Origin of the sequence: Streptacidiphilus carbonis (genome assembly GCF_000787775.1) — a bacterium.
In the GTDB taxonomy this organism is placed as follows: Bacteria; Actinomycetota; Actinomycetes; order Streptomycetales; family Streptomycetaceae; genus Streptacidiphilus; species Streptacidiphilus carbonis.
On the sequence record NZ_BBPM01000019.1, the window covers coordinates 40774 to 61555 of the forward strand.

Sequence of the window (20782 nt, forward strand, 5' to 3'; positions counted from 1 at the left end):
GGTAGGGTCGGCGCCCATGACCGACATGCTGATCGACGAGCAGGGACGGCCGGAGCCCCCGTTGGCGGCCGACGAGGGCGCGACGCTGGTGGGGTTCCTGGAGTACCAGCGGGCCACCTTCGCCTGGAAGTTCGCCGGGCTGGACTCGGCCGGGCTGGGCACCTCGATCGCGGCCTCGACGATGACCCTGGGCGGAATGGTCAAGCATCTCGCCCTGGTCGAGAACCACTGGTTCTCCCGGCAGCTGCACGGCGCCGAGCAGACCCCGCCGTGGGACGCGGTGGACTGGAAGGCCGACCCGGACTGGGACTGGCACTCGGCCGCCGAGGACACCCCGGAGCAGTTGCTCGCGCTCTGGCAGGACGAGGTGGCGCGGTCGCGTTCCCTGCTCGCGCAGGCGCTGGCCCAGGGCGGCCTGGACCAGCCGGCCCGGCGGGTCTGGGCCGACGGCCGGGCGCCGAGCCTGCGCTGGATCCTGCTGCACATGGTCGAGGAGTACGCGCGCCACAACGGCCATGCGGACCTGCTGCGCGAGGCGGTGGACGGGACCACGGGGGAGTGACCGCGCGGAGCGACCGGTCGAGCCGAGGGGCCGTCAGCCCAGGTGGTGGCGCTGGGCGTAGGCGACGGCGGCGGTGCGGTCGCGCGAGCCGGTCTTGGCGAAGATCCGGTTGATGTGCGTCTTGACGGTGTGTCCGCTGAGCACGAGCGCGGCCGCGATCTCGGGGTTGTTCAGGCCCCTGGCGATCAGGGCCAGGATCTCCGCCTCGCGCTGGGTCAGCCCGTCCGGCAGCGGGACGGCGCCCGGCCGCGCGGCCGCGGGGGGCGGGACGGACGGACCGGGGGCGGCCGGAGCGGAGGCGGCGGCCAGCAGGGTGGCCTGCACCCGCGGGTCCAGCACCGCGAGGCCGCCGGCCGCGGCGTGCAGGGCGCGGGCGATGTCGGTGCGGTCCGCGTCCTTGGTGAGGTAGCTGCGCGCACCGGCCCGCAGAGCGTCCAGGACCGAGCTGTCGTCGGCGTAGGTGGTGAGCACGACCACGGCGACGGAGGGGTGTTCGGCGGTCAGCCGCCGGGTGGCCCCGATGCCGTCCAGGACCGGCATCCGCAGGTCCAGCAGGATGGCGTCGGGCCGGTGCTCGGCAACCAGATCCAGGGCCTGGGCCCCGTCGGCGGCGGCGCCGACGACGTCGATGTCGGGCAGGGCGCCGAGGAGCAGCACCAGGCCCTCGCGGACGCTGGCCTGATCGTCGGCGACGATCACGCGGAGGGGGGTGGTGGCGCCGGTCATGGGTTCAGTCTCCCCGGTCCGGCCGTCGGCGCACCGGCCGGGTGCGGGACGGCCGGGTGCGGGAGTCGGGCGGTGACGGTCCAGATGTCGCCCTGCGGGCCCGCCGTGAGCGTGCCGTTGAGCAGGCGCAGCCGTTCCCGCATCCCGATCAGGCCGTAGCCGCCGCCGACGCTGCCGCCGACGCCGGTGGTGCCATGGTCGGCAGCGGTACCGGCGGGGGTGCGGGTCGGGCCGGTGACCGGGAGTGCGGCCGGGTCGGTGATCGGGTTGGTGACGGTCACCGCGGTGAGGGCCCCGGTGCTCCGCAGGTGCAGTTCGACCGGCGCCCCGGGGGCGTGCTTTGCGGCGTTGACCAGGGCTTCCTGCACGATGCGCAGGAGCGCCAGGGTGGCGTCGGGCGGCAGTGGCCGGAGCGGTCCGTCCAGGTCGAGCGAGACGGCGACGGCGGCGCCGTGCCGGCGGGTGTGGGTGTCGGCCGCGCGGGTGATCTCCTGGTCGAGCGGGAGCTGGTCGGTGCGCATGGCGTGGACCGCCCGACGGGTCTCGACCAGTCCCTCGGAGGCCATCCGCTGTGCGGCGGCCAGCGTCTCCAGGGCCTTGTCGACGTCCCGACTGTCCGTCAGTACGGCTCTGGCGACCTGGATCTGGATGCCCAGCGCGCCCAGCGAGTGGGCCAGGACGTCATGGATCTCGCGGGCGATCCGGGCCCGTTCGTCCAGTACCTCGGTGCGCCGCTGCTGCTCCTGCAACTGTTCGAACTGGGCCAGCAGTGCGGCCGACTGCTCGGCCTGGACCTGGTAGCCGCGCCGGTTGCGCCCCACCAGCAGTCCGACCACCACCAGCAGCGGGTAGCCCAGCAGGGTGCCCAGGTTGTCGCCGTAGGCGACCGCGCCGATCGAGGCGGCCAGGATCCCGCCGACGGCCACGGCGCAGGCGGGGAGCAGCGCGGCCTCGGTCGCCGCGATCATCGTTCCGATCATCGCGAAGGACAGCAGGCTGTCGCCGTCGGGAAGCGCGCAGCCCAGTCCTCCGGCGACGACGACCACGGCCAGCACCGGCGTGTGCAGCCGTGGACGGCGGGGCCTCAGGGCCGGGTGCAGGTCGAGCAGGCACCAGGCCGCGGTCCCCAGGCAGAGCAGGGCGTAGACGGAGAGCTGCACCACCCACGTGCCCGGGCTGACCGACCGGTGGCCGGTGAGCAGCAGCAGGCCCACCAGGAGCAGACCGACGACCCGGATCAGGCTGCTGGCCCACCGCAGCACGCTCGCGGCCTCGCCGCGCCGTGCCAGGAACCTCGGCGAAGCAGTCACGGTCGTCACTCCTGGGGCTGTGCCGCTGCTGGGTCCGTGCGGTGGGTCCGTGCGGCTGTCGACGTCCCCGAGGCTAGGCGGCCCGCTGGTACCACCGCGTCACCGCAGGGGTTGATCGGCGGGTGGAGATCCCCGTCCGCGGGTTGGTACCGGGGCGGCGGCAAGCTCGTCCCGCGGCTCAACCCGGGGTCCGATCCGGTGCGGGGCACCGGCGAAGAGAGTGGGCACATCACCCCGCAGGCCTCCTGCGGATCTCCCGCAGACCTCCCGCAGACCTCTCAGAGGAGTCCGTCGTCATGTCCGAACTCACCCAGGCGATGATCATCAACGCCGCCGTCCTGGTGGCCGTGCTCCACTCCGATCTGGGCGCCGAGCGCAAGATCGGCACCTTCCGGATCCTGCGTCCGCTGCTCATCTCGGCCGCCGTGATCCCGCTGTTCATCGACCGGCCGGTGACCCGGGGCACCGGCCTGGCCCTGGAGCTGGCCGGGGTCGCCGCGGGGCTGCTCGCCGGCCTGGCCGCCATCGCGCTGATGGGCGTCCACCGCAGCCCGGAGACGGGCCGGCCGGTCAGCCGGGCCGGGACGCCCTACGCGATGCTGTGGATCGTCGTCATCGGCGCCCGCGCGGCCTTCTCCTGGGGGTCCTCGCACTGGTTCTCCGCCCAGCTGACCAGCTGGTGCATCGCCCACCAGGTCACCGCCGCGGCCATCACCGACGGACTGATCTTCATGGCCGTGGCCATGCTGCTGACCCGCACCATCGGCCTCGGCGCGCGGGCCGCCGCCCTGCCCGCGGCAACCCGGACGTCCCGCACGCCGGGCCCGGTCCGGCTCTGACGCCGCGGGGCGCCCCTGTGTCCCTGCGCCCCTGTGTCCCTGCGCCTCTGCGCCCATCCGGCGCAATGCGAAGTGGCGTGCAGGGATATGTTCCTGACAGGGGATTAGTGTCGATATGTGACAGTTGAAGTCGATACGGAACTCCCCGGCGCGCACCGGCAGCCCGGCGCGGACGCCGACGCGGTGGGGCGCCGGGTGCGCTCGCGGGCCGTGCTGGTCGCCGCCGCCGTGTCGCTGCTGCTGGTGCTGGCGATCGTGCTGGGCAGCCGGGGGCTGCGGGACTTCGACTCGGCACTGATCCCCTACACCGTGGCCACGATCTTCCTGGCCTTCGGCGTGACCTACCGCTACCTGATGTGGATCTCGGCGCCGGCCGCCTGGCGGCTGTTCCGGCAGGGGCTGCGGACCGCCTTCTCCCGGGAGAACTTCCGCCGCGCGCCCACCTCGCTGCCCCGGATGGCCGCCACCTACCTCGGCTTCCAGCGCTTCCTGGGCGCCCGCTCGCACGCCCGTTGGATCGCCCACCAGGCGATGTTCTGGGGCTGCCTGCTGGCGGTGGCCATCACCTTCCCGCTCACCTGGGGCTGGTTCACCTTCACCGCGTCCAGCGCGGACGGTCCCGGCTACGAGATGCGGGTCTGGGGCTTCAAGGTGCTGGGCTTCTCCTCCAGCAGCTTCTTCGGCTGGGCCATGTACCACGGTCTCGACCTGGCCGCGGTGCTGGTCATCGGCGGTGTCGGCTACTTCCTGTGGCGGCGCACCAGGGACCGGGCCGCGACCACCGGGCAGCGCTTCGGCTACGACTTCCTGCCGCTGCTGGCGCTGCTCACCATCTCGGTCACCGGGCTGCTGCTCACCTTCTCCGAGATCTGCCTGCACGGCGGCGGCTATGAGTTCCTGGCCGTGACCCACATGGTCTCGGTCGTGTTCACCCTGGTCTACCTGCCCTTCGGCAAGTTCTTCCACATCGTCCAGCGGCCCGCCGCGGTGGGGATGGCGCTGTTCAAGTTCCAGTCCCGCTCCCGGGGCGAGGAGCTGTTCGCCTGCCGCCGCTGCGGCACCCCGATCGACACCGTCCCGTACCTGGAGAACCTGCGCGGCACCATGCGCGATCTCGACCTCGGCTTCGACGAGTGGGCCGAGTACTGCCCGCGCTGCAAGCGCGTCCTGCGCGGCAGCGCCTACCTGCAGCATGTGAAGCGGGGATTCAGATGATGGGGTGTCAGATGGTGTGTCGGATGGCGTGTCAGACGGGATGCTTCCGATGAGCCGCGCCGTCGGGCCGGTCCCGGTCAGCCTGGACCCCTCGGTCGCCCCGCCGGGCACCCGCAACTTCCGCGACGCCGGCGGCATCCCGGCCGACCAGTGGCACGCCAACCAGGTCAAGCAGACCCTGGTGCCCACCCACTGCTGCTTCTGCGGCGTGCAGTGCGGGATGTACCTGCGGGTGGACGAGCGCGGCAAGGTCTTCGGCGTCGAGCCGCGCAACCACGACATCAACCGCAGCCGGCTCTGCCCCAAGGGCCTCAACGCCTACCAGCAGGTCAACCACCCCGACCGGCTCACCGCACCGCTGCTGCGCCGCAGCCGGGACGAGCCGTTCCGGGAGGCCTCCTGGGAGGAGGCGCTGGACTTCACCGCCGCCGAGGTCCGCCGGATCCAGACCGCGTACGGCAGGGACGCCTTCGGGCTGCTCGGCGGGGCCAGCCTGTTCTCCGAGAAGACCTACCTGGTCGGCAAGTTCGCTCGGGTCGCGCTGAAGACCCGTCATGTGGACTACAACGGACGGCTCTGCATGGTCAGCGCCGCCGGGGCGAACAAGCTGGCCTTCGGCATCGACCGGGCCGCCAATCCGTTCGCCGACATCCTGCAGACCGACTGCCTGCTGATCGCGGGCTCCAACGTCGGCGAGTGCTTCCCGGTGATGACCCAGTACCTGTGGGGAGCCAGGGACCGGGGCGCCAAGCTCATCGTGGTGGACCCCCGGGAGACCGCCGTGGCCCGCACCGCCGACATCCATGTGGCGCTGCGCTCCGGCACCGACGCCGCCTTCTTCAACTCGGTGCTGCACGTGGTCATCCGTGAAGGACTGACCGACGACGCCTTCCTGGCCGAGCACACCACCGGCTGGGACGAGCTCAGGGCCACCGTCGCCGAGTACCCGCCGAAGCTCGCCGCGGAGATCTGCGGCATCCCCGACGTGCAGATCGAGCAGGTCGCCCGGATGTTCGGGACCGCCAAGAAGGCCATGGCCTGGCACGCCCGAGGCATCGAGCACCACACCCAGGGCGTGGAGAACTGCCTGACCGTCATCAACCTCTGCACCGCCACCGGCAACCTCGGCAGGCCGGGGGCCGGCTACGGCACCATCACCGGCCAGGGCAACGGCCAGGGCGGCCGCGAGCACGGCCAGAAGTCCGACCTGCTGCCGGGCGGACGGTCCATCGCCAACCCCGAGCACCGCCGCTGGATCAGCGAGTTCTGGGGCATCGACGAGGCCGAGCTGCCGCAGGCCGGGACGTCGATGATGGAGATGGTCTGGCAGATGCAGCGGCAGGAGATCCGCGGCCTGATCGGGATCTGCAACAACCCCTTCGTCTCGCTGCCCAACTACGCCGTGGTCAAGGACGGCTACGACACCCTGGACTTCCACGCCCAGTTCGACTTCTTCCTCTCCGAGACCGCGGCCAACGCCCATGTGGTCTTCCCGGTCACCACCTGGGCCGAGGACGAGGGGGTGATGGCCAACGCCGAGGCCAGGGTGGTCAAGCACAACAAGGCCCAGGAGCCGCCGCCCGGGGTTCGCACCGACACCTGGGTGATGTGCGAGCTGGCCCGGCGGCTCGGGGCGGCGGACAAGTTCGACTTCGCCGGCTCCCGCGAGGTCTTCGACGAGCTGCGCGCCGCCTCGGCCGGGTCGGTCAACGACTACTACGGGATCACCTACGAGCGGCTGGAGCAGACCGGCGGCATCGCCTGGCCCTGCCCCGACCTGGACCACCCGGGCACGCCCCGGCTGTTCGAGGGCGGGCTGACGTACCACCCCGACCAGAAGGTCCATCTGCAGACGGTGGAGTGGCACCCGCCGGCCGACCGCTTCGACGAGCAGTACCCGATGCGGCTGACCACCGGACGGACCGTGGCGCACTTCCTGTCGGGCAATCAGACCCGGCGGCTGGGCGCCCTGGTGGAGCAGACCCCGCGCCCCTGGGTGGAGCTGCACCCCAGTCACGGCTACCGCAACGGCGACCCGGTCCGGGTCACCACCCGGCGCGGCAGCGAGGTGCTGCCCGCGCTGGTCACCGAGGCGATCCGGCCGGACCACGTCTTCATCCCGTACCACTGGCCGTTCCCGACCTCCGCCAACGCGCTGACCATCGACGCGCTGGACCCGCGCTCCAAGATCCCGGAGTACAAGGTCTGCGCCTGCCGGATCGATTCGGCCCCCGCCGTGGACCCGGTGCCGGCCCCGCCGATGCCGCCGGGCCGTTCGGCCTATCCGGAGGCCCAGGCCTCGCGCGACGACCCGCTGCCGCCCAGCTCCCCGCAGGGGCGCGGCACCGGCGAAGTGAGGTGAGCGCAACACCATGATGGGCCGCACGCTCTTCATCGACCCCGGACGCTGCATCGGCTGCCAGGCCTGCGTGTCCGGCTGCCGCGAGTGCGACTCGCACCGGGGCAAGTCCATGATCCACCTGGACTACCCGGACGAGGGCAGCTCGGTCGCCTCGCTCCCCACGGTCTGCATGCACTGCGAGGACCCGGTCGCGCCCTGCGCCGAGGTCTGCCCGGCCGAGGCGATCCTGATCAGCCCGGACGGGGTGGTCCACGAGGCCGACCCGACCCGCTGCATCGGCTGCAGCAACTGCGTCAACGCCTGCCCGTTCGGCGTCCCCAAGATCGACCTCGCGGCGAAGCTGCAGCTGAAGTGCAACCTCTGCTACGACCGGACCTCGCTCGGACTGGCCCCGATGTGCGCGACGGTCTGCCCGACCGGCGCCCTGTTCTACGGAACCCTGGAGGAGCTGCAGGCCGAGCGGCCGGGCGTGGACGTCTCCAACTGGTTCGAGTTCGGGGACGTGCAGATCACCACCGGAGTGGCCATGGTCGTCCCGGCGGACCGGACCAGGGACCCGGTGCCCGGCGGCCTGCCGACGCTCCCGCTGGTGCAGGTCAACGGACGCGACACCGGCGGACGGGTCGTCAGCGACGCCGGAGGACAGCTGTGACCGGACCGAACGACACGACCGACCCGGACGGAACCGACCCGGCCGCCGCGGCCCGGGCCGCCGAGCGGGACGCGGCGCTGCGGGACCGGCTCAGCGCCGACTCGCTCACCTCGCGCCGCGACTACCTGCGGGTGATGACCACCGTCTCCGGCGGACTGCTGGTCGGCAGCATCGCGGTCTCGGCCGGAGTGCTGCACCGGCACGGCGACGCCGAGGCGGCGGAGGTGCCTGAGCTCAGGGTCGCCGACCGGCTGGCCCGGGGCGAGGCCGTGCTCTTCAACTACCCCGGTGAACACGACCGGGCGATGGCGGTGAAGCTCGCGGACGACAGCGTGGTCGGCTACTCCACCGTCTGCACCCACCTCGCCTGCGGGGTGCTCTGGAAGGAGCACCGCGGCGAGGAGGGCGAGCTGTACTGCCCCTGCCACGAGGGCTCCTTCGACATCCGCACCGGCGCGGTGACCGGCGGGCCGCCGCCGCGCGGACTGCCCAAGGTGCTGATGGCGGAACGCGCCGACGGCAGCGTCTGGGCCGTCGGCACGGCCTACTCGGACGAGACCGCGCGCCATGCGGCCTGCCGCCAGCTCGGCGCCATCCGTCCCGGTACCACCGTGCCGAGCTGCCCGCACAGCGGAGGGAAGTGACCGGCCATGACCTATCCACCGGACTACCGCCCCGGCAGCGACGAGCCCCGGCTGAACCGGCCGGTGCCCGAGCGCTATCCGCAGATCCGTTCCACCAGCGGCTATGCCGACCCGCGGGTGGTGCACAGCGGCCCCGGCCCCGGCGCGGGCGCCGAGCAGGAGCCGGAGCGCTCGGCGGTGCTCAGCGCCCGGCTGGTGGTCGTGCTGTGCGTGGTCGCCGGACAGCTGTGGGCGCTGAACGTCGGCGTCGACGCCTGGATGCAGGGGCGCACCGGGACGGCCTGGTGGTGCACCGGCTTCGAGGGGCTGTCCTTCCTGATCGCCCTCGGCGCCTGGTGGCTGGGGCCGCGCGACCGCTGACTCCATCACCTCGGCCATTCCGAGGACGACTCAGGCATTCCAGGTACACCTCAGCCCTTCCGAGGACGGCCAGGCCAGTCCACGTACGACGAGGAATGGAACGAACGCAACCATGACGGACACCAAGCCCGCGGTACCCGCTGCCGCCTGGACCAACCTGGCCCTGGCCACCGTGGGTATCGCCGTCAACTTCTGGGCCTGGGGCCTGATCAGCCCGCTGGGACCCACCTACAAGCAGCACCTCGGCCTCAGCTCCTTCCAGCAGTCCTTCCTGGTGGCCGTCCCGGTGCTGGTGGGCTCGCTGGGCCGGATCCCGGTCGGCGCGCTGACCGACAAGTACGGCGCGCGGCTGATGGTCCCGCTGCTCAGCTTCGCCACCATCCTGCCGGTACTGGCGCTGAGCGTGGTGCACAGCTACTGGCTGCTGGTAGTCGTCGGCCTGTTCCTCGGCATCGGCGGCAGCTTCTTCGCCGCGGGCGTGCCCTATGTCAACGCCTGGTTCCCGCCCGAGCGCCGGGGCATGGCGATCGGCGTCTTCGGCATCGGCACCGGCGGCACCGCCATCGCCGCCTTCTTCACCGCCCGCTTCCTGCGCTGGTACGACAACAGCAACACCATGTTCTACCTGGTCGCTGTGGTATTGGCGGCCTACGGGCTGGTCGCGGTGCTGGTGGCCAGGGACGCCCCGGGCCGGACCATCCCCGAGCACCTCTTCGGCAAGCGGTTCCACGACGCGTTCCGGCACCCGGCGACGCTGCCGATGTCGCTGCTGTACGCGGTCGCTTTCGGCGCCTTCGTGGCCATGGGCGTCTACCTGCCCACCTATCTGAAGGAGGCCTACCACCTCACCCAGGACGGTGCCTCCAGCCGGGCGGCGGGCTTCACCCTGGTCGCCGTGCTGTTCCGGCCGCTGGGCGGCACCCTCTCCGACCGGATCGGCCCGGCCAAGGTGCTGGTGGCCTCGTTCGCGACGCTGGGGGTGATGGCCGTGTGGCAGGCGTTCCATCCCGGGCTGAACCCCTGGTCCACCATCGCCTTCCTGATCATGGCCGCCAGCGTCGGACTGGCCTGCGGCGCGGTGTTCGCGCTGGTCGCCATCGTCACCCCGAAGGAGAAGGTCGGCACCGTGACCGGTCTGGTCGGCGCGGCCGGCGGGCTCGGCGGGTACTTCCCGCCGCTGGTCATGGGCTCGGTCTACGGCAGCACCGGCTCCTATGCGATCGGCCTGATGCTGCTCTCCGACGCCGCCTTCGCCGCGCTCGTCTACACCGCGGCCCGGCTACTGGGACGCGACCGCCGGGACAGCGCCAACGCCTTCGGCGGTTCAGCCGCGCCGGCGAACCTCCGAGGAGTTGCCGACGAACTGCCGGGGACTGTTTTGTGACGGTCACGGGGAGCGCCGGAGTGTCACAGTGCGTCCATACCTGCCGCCGCTACACTCGCGGAGCCCGAACTGAGAGTTATCCAGTACCGCACAATCGTGGGCCTCGTGCAGCAGCCGAGGACCCTACAGGGGAATGAACATGGTAGAGGCTTCTCCCAAGGCCGTTGTCGTCGTACCCACGTACAACGAGCGAGAGAACCTGCCCGTCCTGGTCGGACTGCTCGATGAGTTGGGGTTGGCGAACCTGCACGTCCTGGTCGTCGACGACAATTCGCCCGACGGCACCGGCGAGGTGGCGGACAAGCTCGCCGCCGACGCCCCGGACCGGATCGGCGTGCTGCACCGCACCGTGAAGGACGGACTCGGCCGCGCCTACATCGCCGGGATGACCCGGGCGCTGGACGAGGGCGCGGACATCGTGGTCCAGATGGACGCCGACCTGTCCCACCCCGCGTCGGTGCTGCCGGTCATGATCGAGACCCTCACCGGCACGGACGCCGCCGTGGTGCTGGGCTCCCGCTATGTCCCCGGCGGCTCGACCGCGGCGGAGTGGCCCTGGCACCGCAAGGCCCTCTCCGCCTGGGCCAACCTCTACGTCAACACCCTGCTGCGGCTGCATGTCAAGGACGCCACCGCCGGGTTCAAGGCCTGGAAGGCGGAGACCCTCCGGGCCATCGACCTGCCGAGCGTCAACAGCAACGGCTACTCGTTCCAGGTGGAGATGAACTATCGCACCGTCAGGCGCGGCCTGACGATCCGCGAGGTCCCGATCAGGTTCGAGGAGCGGGTCAAGGGCGCCTCCAAGATGAGCCTGGGCGTCCAGATCGAGTCCGCGCTCGCCCCGTGGAAGCTGCTGCTCGGCGGCGGAAGCAGGGATTAGGCCTCGGCCGCTTCCCCGGCCACCCGTTCCGCTCCCCCCGTTCGGACAGGACCGCACCCCGTCCGGGGGCCTACTTCCAAGTGTCGTTCAGGGTGGCGCTGCCCGAGGCGGGGGTGGTGGTGCTGCGGTTGTCGCCGCTCTCCCAGGTGACGTTCCCGCTGCCGTCCTTCTTGATGTACTTGTACTGGAAGGCGGTGCCGGCGGGGAGGTTCAGCGTTCCGGTCCAGACCGGGTAGGTCGCGGACGAGAGCAGTACGGCGCTGCCGGTGTCCCAGTCGCCGAGCACCGGGATGGAGCCGACCACGTAGACGTTCTGGCCGAAGACGGTGGTGGCGTTCTCGCTGAAGGTCTCGCTGACGGTGGTGGCGGCCGACACCCGGTCGGTGCTGTCGAAGGCCACCGAGTCCTTGGCCGGGACGGTCACACTGGCGTTGCCGCTGCCGTCCACGGTGACCGTGGTGCCGGTGCAGGCGCCGCCGCTGACCGCGCCGTGGATGGTGTCGCAGTAGATGCCCGCGGCCATTCCCGTGGCGAAGGTCCTGGTCTGGGCGGAGCTCTCGTTGTTGACCGCGATCCAGCCCGCGCTGCCGCGGCTGAAGGCGATCAGGTCGGAGCCGTCGTCGTACCAGTTCGCGACCGACTGCCCGGCGGTGTGGTTGTGCCAGGCCACCATGTGGTTCACCCCGGTGACCCGGTCGGTGCACTCCCAGCCGCTGCCGCAGGTGGTGTCGGTGACCATGCCGCTGCTGGTGGCCGGGGGCGAGTCGTCGGAGTTGGTGAAGTCGAAGCCTGCGTAGACCTCGGGGGTGCCGTAGCCCCAGGCGAGTTCGAACTCGGTGGCGAGGTTGTTCACCGCCCCGGACTTGTAGCTGAGGGTGGAGCCGTTGCGCTCGGTGTCGTGGTTCTCCACGAACACCAGCTCGTCGCTGCTCGGCAGCAGGCCCCAACTGGAGCCGAAGGTCTTCAGGTTGGCGATGCTGCCGTTGAACTGCTGGGTGAGGTCGTCGGCGTAGTCGAAGCCGAGCAGGCTGCCGGTGACCTCGAAGGAGGCCGGCGCGAGCTGGCCGGTGCCGCCGGGGATGACCTCCTGGGCGACGTAGGGGGCGGTGCCGTCGGCGGTGGTGTCCAGCTTGCCCTCGATGGCGGCGAGGTCGGTCTCGCCGATGTGCTTGGCCGCGTCCACCCGGAAGCCGGAGACGCCGTATCCGATCAGCTTGTTGAGGTACCCGGCGATCTCGGTGCGGACGTAGTCCGACTCCGTCCTGAGGTCGGAGAGGTCCGACAGTTCGCAGTGGGTGACCTCGTTGTAGTCGTCCCAGTTGTGGATCTGGTCGTCGGACTCGGCGCAGTCCGCCGGGTAGTTGTGGAAGTCGGCACTGGAGTAGAGCCCGGGGTAGTCGTACTTGGTGTAGCCGGTGACCCCTCCGTAGGAGGAGCTGCCCTGGCCGGTCATGTGGTTGATGACGGCGTCGACATAGACCTTCACCCCGGCGGCGCGGCAGGTGGAGACCATGGCTTTGAACTGCGCCTCGTTGCCCATCCGGCTGGTGAGGTTGTAGTCCACCGGCTGGTAGACCTCCCACCAGGGGTGCCCCGAGGCGGTGGTGGAGTCCTCCGGCGGGGCGACCTGGACGCCGCCGTACCCGGCGGGGCCGAGCACCGTGGTGCACTCGTCGGCGACCGAGGTCCAGTTCCACATGAAGAGGTTGGCGATGACGTCGCCGCTGTTCATGGCCGCGTGCGCGGTCCCGGCGGTGGCGGCGAGGGTGAGCGGGACGATACCCGCGGTGAGCAGGGCTCCTGATGCGAGCATGGCGCGAAGGCGGGGGCGCGGGCGCATGGTGACTCCGGTGGGGTGGGGGTCGGGGTCGTCGTCATGACCATGCTCGCGGGGGCGGGGTGCGTCAAGGCTTCGGAGGAAAGTTCTTTCCTGTCCTTGCGAAAAATTGGAGTGGACTTTGCGGTGACCGGCATCGGAACCATCGGACCGCGGTGCGAGTTCGACCGGGCATGGACAACAGGGACAACATCCTTCGCTATGCGGCGTTCACCACTGATCCCCGCGGCGGGAATCCGGCCGGCGTCGTCCTCGACGCGTCCGGGCTGGACGACGCGCGGATGCTCGCAGTGGCGGCCGAGCTGGGGTACTCGGAGACGGCCTTCCTGACCGGGAGCGGGGAACGCGACTACGACGTCCGCTACTTCAGCCCCAAGGCGGAGGTGCCGTTCTGCGGGCATGCCACCATCGCCACCGCGGTCGCCCTGGCCGAGCGGATCGGACCCGGACCGCTGCTGTTCCGCACCCGGGCCGGGGAGGTCCCGGTCGACGTCGAGACCGAGTCGGACGGCGTCCTGCGGGCGACGCTGACCAGCGTCGACCCCCGCGTCGACACCGTCCCGGAGGCGGACGTCGCCGAGGCGCTGCGGCTGCTCCGCTGGCGCGCGGACGAGCTCGACCCGGCCATGCCGCCCCGGATCGCCTACGCGGGCGCCCGACACCTGGTCCTGGCGGCCGGCAGCCGCGAGCGGCTGGCGGAGCTGGACTACGACTTCGAGGGGCTGGCGCACTACATGGAGGCCCGCGAGCTGACCACGCTGCAGTTGGTGTGGCGGGAGGACGCGACCACGTTCCATGTGCGTGACCCGTTCCCGGTCGGCGGGGTGGTGGAGGACCCGGCGACGGGGGCGGCGGCCGCCGCGTTCGGGGCCTACGCGCGGGAGCTGGGGTTGGTGGGCGGGGGAGGCGGGACGCTGACGCTGCATCAGGGGGAGGATCTGGGGCGCCCTGGGGTGCTCCGGGTGGAGCTGAGGGACGGTGACCGCAGGGTGCGGGTGTCGGGGACGGCGGTGGGGATCGCGGGGTAGGGGTCCGGTCTGTGTTCGAGTGCGGACCGTAGTCGGCTGGTCGCGCAGTTCCCCGCGCCCCTGGGGTGCTGCAACTTCCCACGGTGGTTCAGTTGCAGCCCCCGGCCAGCCAGGCAGATCCTGCAGTCAAGTTACGATCCATGGGTGCTGCTCACCCGTCCTGCCGTCGCCGTTGAATCGCCCCCGCGTACCGCGAGGGACCCGTTCTTCGACAATGCCAAGCTGCTGGTGATCGTCCTGGTCGTGCTGGGGCACTCCTGGGAGCCGCTGGTCGGGCTTCCGGGGGAACGGCCCCTGCGGGCGGCGTACCTGCTGCTCTATGTGTTCCACATGCCGGTGTTCGTGCTGGTGTCCGGCTGGTTCTCGCAGAGCTTCCGGGGTGAGCCGCGCCAGCTCCGGCGGCTGCTCACCGGCGTCCTCGCGCCGTTCCTGCTGTGGAACACGCTGCTGACGCTGTGGGTGCAGTGGCTCGGCGGAACGCGCCTCGCGCTGGCGCCGCTCACTCCCACCTGGGTGCTGTGGTTCCTGATGTCGCTGTTCCTGTGGCGGATCACTGCCCCGCTGTGGCGGCTGGTCCGCTGGCCGGTGCCGTCGGCGATCGCGGTGTTCCTGCTCAGCGGCGCCTTCACCTTCGGTCCGCTGCTTTCGCTGGCCAGGACACTGGAGTTCCTGCCGTACTTCGTGATCGGCCTGTGCCTGCGCCGTGAGCACCTGGACCGGATGCTCGCGGTGCGGCACGTCCGGCTGTACGCGCTGGCCGCCTTCGCCGCCGTGGCCGCCCTCGCCTGGGCGGTGGCCCCGGGCACCGACGTGAACTGGCTCTACCGCAGCGGCTCCAGCGGCTCACTGCACGTCTCCTATGCCCGCTGGCTGACCGAGTCCTCGGTGCTGTTCCTGCTCGGGCTGCTGCTCACCGCGGCCTTCCTGGCGCTGGTGCCGCGTCGCAGGACCTGGTTCACGGTCCTCGGCGCCGGGACCATGTACGCGTTCCTGCTGCATGCGTTCGTGCAGCGGGCCCTGCTTTTGGGGGGCTGGTACCACTGGTCGTCGCTGCGCCACCCGGCCGGCTGGCTGCTGCTGACGGCGGGTGCGGTGGCGCTGGCACTGCTGCTCTGCACCACGCCGGTGCGGCGGGTGTTCCGGGCGCTGGTGGAGCCCCGGCTGAGCCTGCTGCTCCGGTCCGAGCAGTCCTGACGGCGGCATGATCCGGGTCGCCTTCGGCGGCGCGGACCTGCTGGGGTTCGTCAACGTGGTACCGGGGGCCGGCAGCGGGTGCCCGCGGGCCGGCGACCGGTGCCGAGGACCTTCACGGCCGTGCCCGGCGGCCGGAGCGGCGGAGATCGGCGTCGACCTGGCGCTGCACTCCGGCCAGGCCGAGGGGCCGCCTCCCGCTGGGCCCGGGCTGCCACCGCAGGTGCACCTTGCCCGCAGTGGTTCAGTTGCACCTAGACAGGGGCGCGGGGAACTGCGCGACAAGCCCCCCGCGCCCGCGCCATCAGCTCGTACTCGTGGCTTTCGCCTTGGTCAGGTCGTAGACCGTCACCCCGTCCACCGTCGTGGACGAGTAGTGCGCGGCGACCCAGGTGGAGATCTGGGAGGAGTCCGAGCTGCCGCTGCTGCCACCGTTCGCGCCGGTGCCGCCGCCGATGAAGTAGTGGATCCGGCCGGAGCGGACGTACTGCTCGAACTGGCTGAGGCTCGGGGCGGCGTCGGTGCCGTTGAAGCCGCCGAGGGCCATCACCGGGTCTCCCGTGGCGAGCTGGTAGCCGGCCGCGTTCTGGGAGCCGATGGCTGCGGCGACCCAGGTGTACTTGCCGGAGTCGGCCTTCAGCAGTGCGGTGATGGCCGTGCCGGGGTCGGAGCCGTTGAGCAGCGTGCCGACACCGCCGCCACCCACGCCGCCGCCGAAGCCGCCACGCGCACCGCCGCCGGTGTTTCCGCCGCCGGTCGTGCTCCCGCCGGGCGCGGTGCCGCCGCCGGGGAAGTTGCCGGGGCCGGGGAAGTTGCCGGGGCCGCCCGTGCCGCCACCGGCCTGCGGTGCGCCCTGGCCGCCGGTCCCGCCGCCGAACCCGCCGCCGCCGAACCCGCCGCCAGCGCGACGCCGCCTCCGCCACCGCCGCCGAACCCGCCACCGCCGCCTCCGCCGAACCCGCCGCCCGACACCGTCGGCCCCGCGCTCGGCAGCGAGCCGGTGTGCGCGGTGCCCACCGTCTGCAGGGTGTACGCCCCCGGTCCGGCCAGCGCCGCGGCCAGGCCCAGCGCCGCAAGCGGGCGGGCGAAGCCGTTCGGCAGCCGGCCCGCGACGACCAGGCCCAGCGCGGCGAGCATCCCCCCGATCAGCACCGCGTACCGCAGCCACGGGTACCAGTCCGAGCTGCGCTCCAGCAGGGTGTACGACCACACGGCCGTCACCCCGGTCACCACCGCCAGCGCCACCGAGGCGAACCATGTGCGCCGCTGCTCCCAGAGCAGCGCGGAGCCCATGCCGACCAGGATCGCGATGTACGGGGCCAGGGCGACGTTGTAGTAGGGGTGGAAGATGCCCTTCATCAGACTGAACGTCAGGAACGTGGTGACCAGGGCGAGTCCCCACAGCACGAACGCCGCGCGACGGGGGTCCACCCGGGGCAGCCGCCGGGTCAGCCACAGTCCGGCGGCGAGCAGCAGCAGCGCCGCCGGGAGCAGCCAGGCGATCTGGCCGCCCATGTCGTCGCTGAACAGCCGGGTCAGCCCGGTGCTGCCCCACATCCCGGTCGCACCGCCGGCGCCACCGCCGCCCCCGCCCACGCTGCCGGTCTCGGAGCCGTCCAGTCGGCCGAACCCGTTGTAGCCGAAGGTCAGTTCGAGGAAGCTGTTGTGCTGGCTGCCGCCGATGTACGGCCGGTAGGCGGCCGGGGTCAGCTGGACGATCGCCACCCACCAGCCGCCGCTGATCACCAGCACCACCAGGGCGAGCAGCACCTGCCTGATCCTGCGCCACATCCCGGTCGGCGCGAACGCCAGGTAGGTGCTGCCGAGCGCCGGGAGGATCAGGAACGCCTGCAGGGTCTTGGTCAGAAAGGCGAAGCCGACGCAGGCGCCGGCCAGCACCAGCCACCGGGTCCGCGCCTGCTCCTGGGCGCGCAGTACGGCGTAGCCGGCCAGGGTGAGCAGCAGCGCCAGCAGCGGGTCGGGGTTGTTGAAGCGGAACATCAGCGCGGCGACCGGGGTGAGCGCCAGCGCGGCGCCCGCGACCAGACCGGCCTGCGCCGAGAACCGCCGCCGCACGGCCGCGTAGACCACGGCGACGGTGGCGACGCCCTCCAGCGCCTGCGGCGCAAGGACCGACCAGGAGTGCACACCGAAGATCCGGGTGGAGACCTCCATGACCCACAGCGACGCCGGGGGCTTGTCGACCGTGATGAAGTTCGCCGCGTCGGAGGAGCCGTAGAACATGGCCTCCCAGCTCTTGGTACCGGCCTGCACGGCCGCCGAGTAGAACTGGTTGGCCCAGCCGGAAGCGCTGAGATCCCACAGGTAGAGCACGGCGGTGGCCAGGAGCAGACCGAGGAAGGCGGGACGGACCCAGCGCGGGTCCCCGGCGCGGGACTGCTGTTCCAGCACGACGGGCTGGGCGGCGGTGGTGGACGACATGGCACCAATCTCTCCGGATGGCCTGTCGCCCGCGTATGCCGATGCTGTGAACGCTCTGTCAGTTCGGCCTGTCGGTTCCGTCTGTCAGTTCGACGTGTCAGTTCGCCAGTAGATCCAGATCCTTGGCCGGTTCGGCCGACAGCGGCAGCCGGACCGTGAACACGGTGTTCCCCGGGGTGCTGCGGACGCTGACCCGGCCACCGTGCGAGGCGGTGACGGCGGCGACGATCGCCAGGCCGAGGCCGGTGCTGCCGGCCGCGCGGGAGCGGGAGCTGTCGCCTCGGGCGAAGCGCTCGAACACGGAGGGCAGCAGCGCGGGCGGGATGCCGGGGCCGTCGTCCATGATCCGCAGCTCGCAGCCGACGCCGTCGGGGGAGAGCAGCACGGCGGCGGTCACCCTGGTCCCGGACGGCGTGTGCTTGCCGGCGTTGGCGAGCAGGTTCACCAGCACCTGGTGCAGCCGGTGGCTGTCGCCGTCCACCATCACCGGGTCGTCCGGGAGTTGGACCTGCCAGTCGTGGTCGGGGCTGGCCGCGTGGGCGTCCCGGACCGCGTCCATGACCAGCGGCGCGAGGTCCAGCGCCTCGCGGTCCAGGGGGCGCCCGGCGTCCAGGCGGGCCAGCAGCAGCAGGTCCTCGACCAGCCGGGTCATCCGCGCGGCCTCGGACTCCACCCGGCTGAGGGCGTAGGCGGTGTCCGGCGGCACGGTCTCGCGTCCACGCCGGGTGAGCTCGGCGTAGCCGGCGATGGACGCCAGCGGCGTCCGCAACTCATGACTGGCGTCGGCCACGAACTGCCGCACCCGGGTCTCACTCGCGTGGCGGGCGGACAGCGCGTCGGCGACATGGTCGATGAGTCGATTGAGCGAGTCACCGACCTGCCCGGCCTCGGTACGGGTGTCGGTGTCGCCCTCCGGCACGCGCACCAACTCACCGACCTCGCCCCGGTCCAGCTGCACCCTGGAGATCCGCTGGGCAGTCGCGGCCACCCGGTCCAGGGGACGGAGGGACAGCCTGATCAGTGCGAACGACGCGAACCCGGTCATCAGCAGGCCGGCCACGGCGACCACCGCCTCAATGGCGATGAGCTCGCTGACCGTCGACTGGCTGTCGCTGAGCGAGACCGCCACGAACTGGATCTGGTCGCCCGATTTCAGCGAGCTGACCATGTAGTCCCCGTAGTCGGGAACGGACACGGTGGCGTAGTGCGCCCCGCCCCTGGCTTCGGCGACGGCGAAGACCGCTGCCTCACTCGTCGTCAGAACGGCCGCTGCCCGGTTGTTCGTGGTGTTCCCGGCGCCTGAGTTGTAGCCGGCCGAGATCGTTCCGTCGCTGTCGATGGTGCCGCCGATGGCCTGGTCGGGGAGCAGCCTCGCAAAGCCGAGCACGTCACCCCCGAACTGGTTGTTCTCCTTGGGCAGGACGGTCGACGTGCCGGGGCCCTGCCTTCCGGAGCCGAGCCCCGCCCCGCCCTGGCCGCCCAGGCCCTGGCCCTGGCCGGGGATGTGGCTGATCGCCTGGTCCAGCTTGGTCCGTGCGGCAGCGTCCAGGTTCTTCTGCAGCAGCAGCGTGGTCGACAGGGCCATGGCCCCGCTGACCACCGCCAGCATCAGCGTCGTGGTCACCAGCAGCCGGGTCCGCAAGGACCATGTGGACCAGCTCCGGACCCGGCTCGGCTTCATCGGACCGGTGCCCCCGCGTCGGCCGGCTTCAGTACGTACCCCGCGCCGCGCATGGTGTGGATCATCGGCGCGCGTCCCGCGTCGATCTTGCGGCGCAGGTAGGAGATGTAGAGCTCGACCACGTTGCCCTGGCCGCCGAAGTCGTAGGACCAGACCCGGTCCAGGATCTGCGGCTTGCTCAGCACCCGCCGCGGGTTCCGCATCAGGAACCGCAGCAGCTCGAACTCGGTGGCGGTGAGCCTGATCGCGTCGTCGCCGCGGAACACCTCGCGGCTGTCCTCGTCCAGGGTGAGGTCGCCGACGACCAGCACCGACTCCGCCCGCGCCGCGGCCGCGCCGCTCCTGCGGAGCAGTCCGCGCAGGCGGGCCACGACCTCCTCAAGACTGAAGGGCTTGGTGACGTAGTCGTCGCCGCCCGCGGTGAGCCCGGCGATACGGTCCTCGACCGCGTCCTTCGCCGTGAGGAACAGCACCGGCACGTCGTGCTGGTCGGCACGCAGCCGGCGCATCACCTCCAGGCCGCTGAAGTCCGGCAGCATCACGTCGAGGACCACCGCGTCGGGGCGGAACTCCCGGGCCGCGCGCAGCGCCTCGGCGCCGTCGCCGGCGGTGGCGGTCTGCCAGCCCTCGTAGCGCAGGGCCATGGACAGCAGATCAGCGAGCGGGGCCTCGTCGTCGACGACGAGGACTCGGACGGGGCTTCCATCAGGTCGACGAAGGTCGGTGGAGGCCACTTCGGGGCTAGGGGGCGTCGTCGTCATGGCGAGAAGGCTGCAACGACCACATGAGAAACGCATGAGGTCAACCTGTGGCAACCCTGTGCTTTGCCTGCCAATTACCTCACAAGAACCCATCAATCCGTTTGACCAGGCATTTTGCCGGGCGCTGCGGTCGGCGCTAGAGCAGCCCCAGATCCCCGAGTTCCTTGTGCAGGTCGCTTCGGCTGCTGTCGACCGCCGGATTCGCCCCCTGTGCACCCTGCGTGGGCACCATCGTCCTGCCCGAGCCGGAACCGGGGCCCGAGCCCGGAATCGAACCGGACTCCGAACCGGATCCCACCGGGATCCGGCGGTCCCGCAGCAGCCAGGCTCCGACCGCGCCGCCGACCAGTCCGCCCATGTGGGCCAGCCAGCTCACGCCGGGGGTGCCGGGCAGCGCGATCGTCACAAGGTAGGCGAACGACGCGGCCATGACCACCCCGATCAGGGTGTCGATCAGCCGCCGGTCGAAGATCCCGCGGAGTACCACATAGCCGAAGTAGCCGAAGATCAGTCCGCTGGCGCCGACACTGGCGGTGTTCGAGCTCTGGAAGACCCAGACAGCGAGGCCGCTGGTGAGTGCGACCAGCAGGGTCAGCCAGAGGAAGCGGACCACGCCGCGGTAGGCGGCCAGGAAGCCGAAGACGAACAGCGGACCGGAGTTGCCCTCGATGTGCTGCCAACTGAAGTGCAGGAAAGGCGCGGTGAGGATCTCGGCGAGCCGGTCGGGGTTCTGCGGGATCACCGCGAACTCCCGGTCCAGGTCGTAGTCGCCGGTCCAGTTGACGATCTGTAGGGCCCAGATCACGACCATGAAGCCGAACATCACGAAGAACGCCTTGCGCGCCTCCGCGATCATCTCCTCGGCGGTCTGCGGCCCCGCCGACTTCCATCCCTGCAACCCGCGCATC

Annotated in this window: 17 protein-coding genes and 1 pseudogene; 11 read left to right on the top strand and 7 right to left on the bottom strand. The window is 71.4% G+C overall.

Annotation, left to right across the window (positions count from 1 at the left end):
* The first annotated feature begins 16 nt into the window (after nt 1-16).
* Nucleotides 17-562: a DinB family protein gene (locus TR46_RS17080; RefSeq protein WP_042401419.1), complete on the top strand. Its 546-nt coding sequence runs from the start codon at nt 17-19 to the stop codon at nt 560-562.
* A 33-nt stretch (nt 563-595) separates the two neighbouring features.
* On the opposite strand, the gene TR46_RS17085 is transcribed toward TR46_RS17080, so the two are convergent.
* Both TR46_RS17085 and TR46_RS17090 read right to left on the bottom strand, forming a co-directional pair.
* Nucleotides 596-1288, bottom strand: a complete 693-nt coding sequence (locus TR46_RS17085; protein WP_042401421.1) for a response regulator transcription factor — start codon at nt 1286-1288, stop codon at nt 596-598.
* Nucleotides 1285-2598, bottom strand: a complete 1314-nt coding sequence (locus TR46_RS17090; RefSeq protein ID WP_052432877.1) for a sensor histidine kinase — start codon at nt 2596-2598, stop codon at nt 1285-1287. The genes TR46_RS17085 and TR46_RS17090 overlap by 4 nt, the downstream gene beginning before the upstream one ends.
* Nucleotides 2599-2894: 296 nt before the next feature.
* On the opposite strand from TR46_RS17090, the gene TR46_RS17095 reads away from it, so the two are divergent.
* From TR46_RS17095 to TR46_RS17130, 8 genes are all read left to right on the top strand, one after another.
* On the top strand, nt 2895-3437 hold the full coding sequence (locus TR46_RS17095; RefSeq protein ID WP_042401424.1) for a hypothetical protein: 543 nt from the start codon (nt 2895-2897) through the stop codon (nt 3435-3437).
* Nucleotides 3438-3620: 183 nt separating this feature from the next.
* Nucleotides 3621-4652, top strand: coding sequence for a hypothetical protein (locus TR46_RS17100; RefSeq protein ID WP_042401427.1), 1032 nt, complete (start codon nt 3621-3623; stop codon nt 4650-4652).
* A gap of 49 nt (nt 4653-4701) precedes the next feature.
* Nucleotides 4702-7014 (top strand): molybdopterin oxidoreductase family protein, encoded by a 2313-nt coding sequence (locus tag TR46_RS17105; RefSeq protein WP_236655360.1) that lies wholly within the window; start codon nt 4702-4704, stop codon nt 7012-7014.
* 10 nt (nt 7015-7024) lie between these two features.
* The gene (locus tag TR46_RS17110; protein WP_042401434.1) at nt 7025-7666 is read left to right on the top strand and encodes a 4Fe-4S dicluster domain-containing protein; all 642 of its coding nucleotides are present in this window, start codon (nt 7025-7027) and stop codon (nt 7664-7666) included.
* Nucleotides 7663-8310, top strand: a complete 648-nt coding sequence (locus TR46_RS17115) for a QcrA and Rieske domain-containing protein (protein WP_042401437.1) — start codon at nt 7663-7665, stop codon at nt 8308-8310. The genes TR46_RS17110 and TR46_RS17115 overlap by 4 nt, the downstream gene beginning before the upstream one ends.
* Before the next feature lie 6 nt (nt 8311-8316).
* A complete protein-coding gene (locus TR46_RS17120) occupies nt 8317-8670 on the top strand; it encodes a hypothetical protein (protein WP_042401440.1) in 354 nt (117 codons plus the stop codon).
* Nucleotides 8671-8782: 112 nt separating this feature from the next.
* A complete protein-coding gene (locus tag TR46_RS17125; protein WP_042401442.1) occupies nt 8783-10054 on the top strand; it encodes an MFS transporter in 1272 nt (423 codons plus the stop codon).
* Between the two features lie 133 nt (nt 10055-10187).
* A complete protein-coding gene (locus tag TR46_RS17130; protein WP_236655361.1) occupies nt 10188-10934 on the top strand; it encodes a polyprenol monophosphomannose synthase in 747 nt (248 codons plus the stop codon).
* A gap of 70 nt (nt 10935-11004) precedes the next feature.
* On the opposite strand, the gene TR46_RS17135 is transcribed toward TR46_RS17130, so the two are convergent.
* Complete coding sequence (locus tag TR46_RS17135) at nt 11005-12747, bottom strand: carbohydrate-binding module family 20 domain-containing protein (RefSeq protein ID WP_236655362.1); 1743 nt, start codon at nt 12745-12747, stop codon at nt 11005-11007.
* A 197-nt stretch (nt 12748-12944) separates the two neighbouring features.
* Between TR46_RS17135 and TR46_RS17140 the strand changes: the two genes are divergently transcribed.
* Nucleotides 12945-13799, top strand: a complete 855-nt coding sequence (locus TR46_RS17140; RefSeq protein ID WP_042401448.1) for a PhzF family phenazine biosynthesis protein — start codon at nt 12945-12947, stop codon at nt 13797-13799.
* A gap of 144 nt (nt 13800-13943) precedes the next feature.
* Complete coding sequence (locus TR46_RS17145; RefSeq protein ID WP_042401450.1) at nt 13944-14993, top strand: acyltransferase family protein; 1050 nt, start codon at nt 13944-13946, stop codon at nt 14991-14993.
* 301 nt (nt 14994-15294) lie between these two features.
* Here TR46_RS17145 and TR46_RS17150 read toward each other — a convergent pair.
* From TR46_RS17150 to TR46_RS17165, 4 genes and pseudogenes are all read right to left on the bottom strand, one after another.
* Nucleotides 15295-17432 (bottom strand): annotated as a pseudogene (locus TR46_RS17150) (ArnT family glycosyltransferase).
* Nucleotides 17433-17529: 97 nt separating this feature from the next.
* On the bottom strand, nt 17530-19056 hold the full coding sequence (locus tag TR46_RS17155; protein WP_236655363.1) for a sensor histidine kinase: 1527 nt from the start codon (nt 19054-19056) through the stop codon (nt 17530-17532).
* A 53-nt stretch (nt 19057-19109) separates the two neighbouring features.
* Nucleotides 19110-19874, bottom strand: a complete 765-nt coding sequence (locus TR46_RS17160; protein WP_042401454.1) for a response regulator transcription factor — start codon at nt 19872-19874, stop codon at nt 19110-19112.
* 136 nt (nt 19875-20010) lie between these two features.
* On the bottom strand, nt 20011-20781 hold the full coding sequence (locus TR46_RS17165) for a rhomboid family intramembrane serine protease (protein WP_042401455.1): 771 nt from the start codon (nt 20779-20781) through the stop codon (nt 20011-20013).
* Nucleotide 20782: the final 1 nt, after the last annotated feature.

What these genes read in the sequence shown, in the direction of transcription:
- TR46_RS17080 (WP_042401419.1), top strand. Translation starts at nt 17, where the DNA reads ATGACCGACATGCTGATCGACGAGCAGGGACGGCCGGAGCCCCCGTTG.
- TR46_RS17085 (WP_042401421.1), bottom strand. Translation starts at nt 1,288, where the DNA reads ATGACCGGCGCCACCACCCCCCTCCGCGTGATCGTCGCCGACGATCAG.
- TR46_RS17095 (WP_042401424.1), top strand. Translation starts at nt 2,895, where the DNA reads ATGTCCGAACTCACCCAGGCGATGATCATCAACGCCGCCGTCCTGGTG.
- TR46_RS17105 (WP_236655360.1), top strand. Translation starts at nt 4,702, where the DNA reads ATGAGCCGCGCCGTCGGGCCGGTCCCGGTCAGCCTGGACCCCTCGGTC.
- TR46_RS17110 (WP_042401434.1), top strand. Translation starts at nt 7,025, where the DNA reads ATGATGGGCCGCACGCTCTTCATCGACCCCGGACGCTGCATCGGCTGC.
- TR46_RS17120 (WP_042401440.1), top strand. Translation starts at nt 8,317, where the DNA reads ATGACCTATCCACCGGACTACCGCCCCGGCAGCGACGAGCCCCGGCTG.
- TR46_RS17125 (WP_042401442.1), top strand. Translation starts at nt 8,783, where the DNA reads ATGACGGACACCAAGCCCGCGGTACCCGCTGCCGCCTGGACCAACCTG.
- TR46_RS17130 (WP_236655361.1), top strand. Translation starts at nt 10,188, where the DNA reads ATGAACATGGTAGAGGCTTCTCCCAAGGCCGTTGTCGTCGTACCCACG.
- TR46_RS17135 (WP_236655362.1), bottom strand. Translation starts at nt 12,747, where the DNA reads ATGCTCGCATCAGGAGCCCTGCTCACCGCGGGTATCGTCCCGCTCACC.
- TR46_RS17140 (WP_042401448.1), top strand. Translation starts at nt 12,945, where the DNA reads ATGGACAACAGGGACAACATCCTTCGCTATGCGGCGTTCACCACTGAT.
- TR46_RS17160 (WP_042401454.1), bottom strand. Translation starts at nt 19,874, where the DNA reads ATGACGACGACGCCCCCTAGCCCCGAAGTGGCCTCCACCGACCTTCGT.
- TR46_RS17165 (WP_042401455.1), bottom strand. Translation starts at nt 20,781, where the DNA reads ATGCGCGGGTTGCAGGGATGGAAGTCGGCGGGGCCGCAGACCGCCGAG.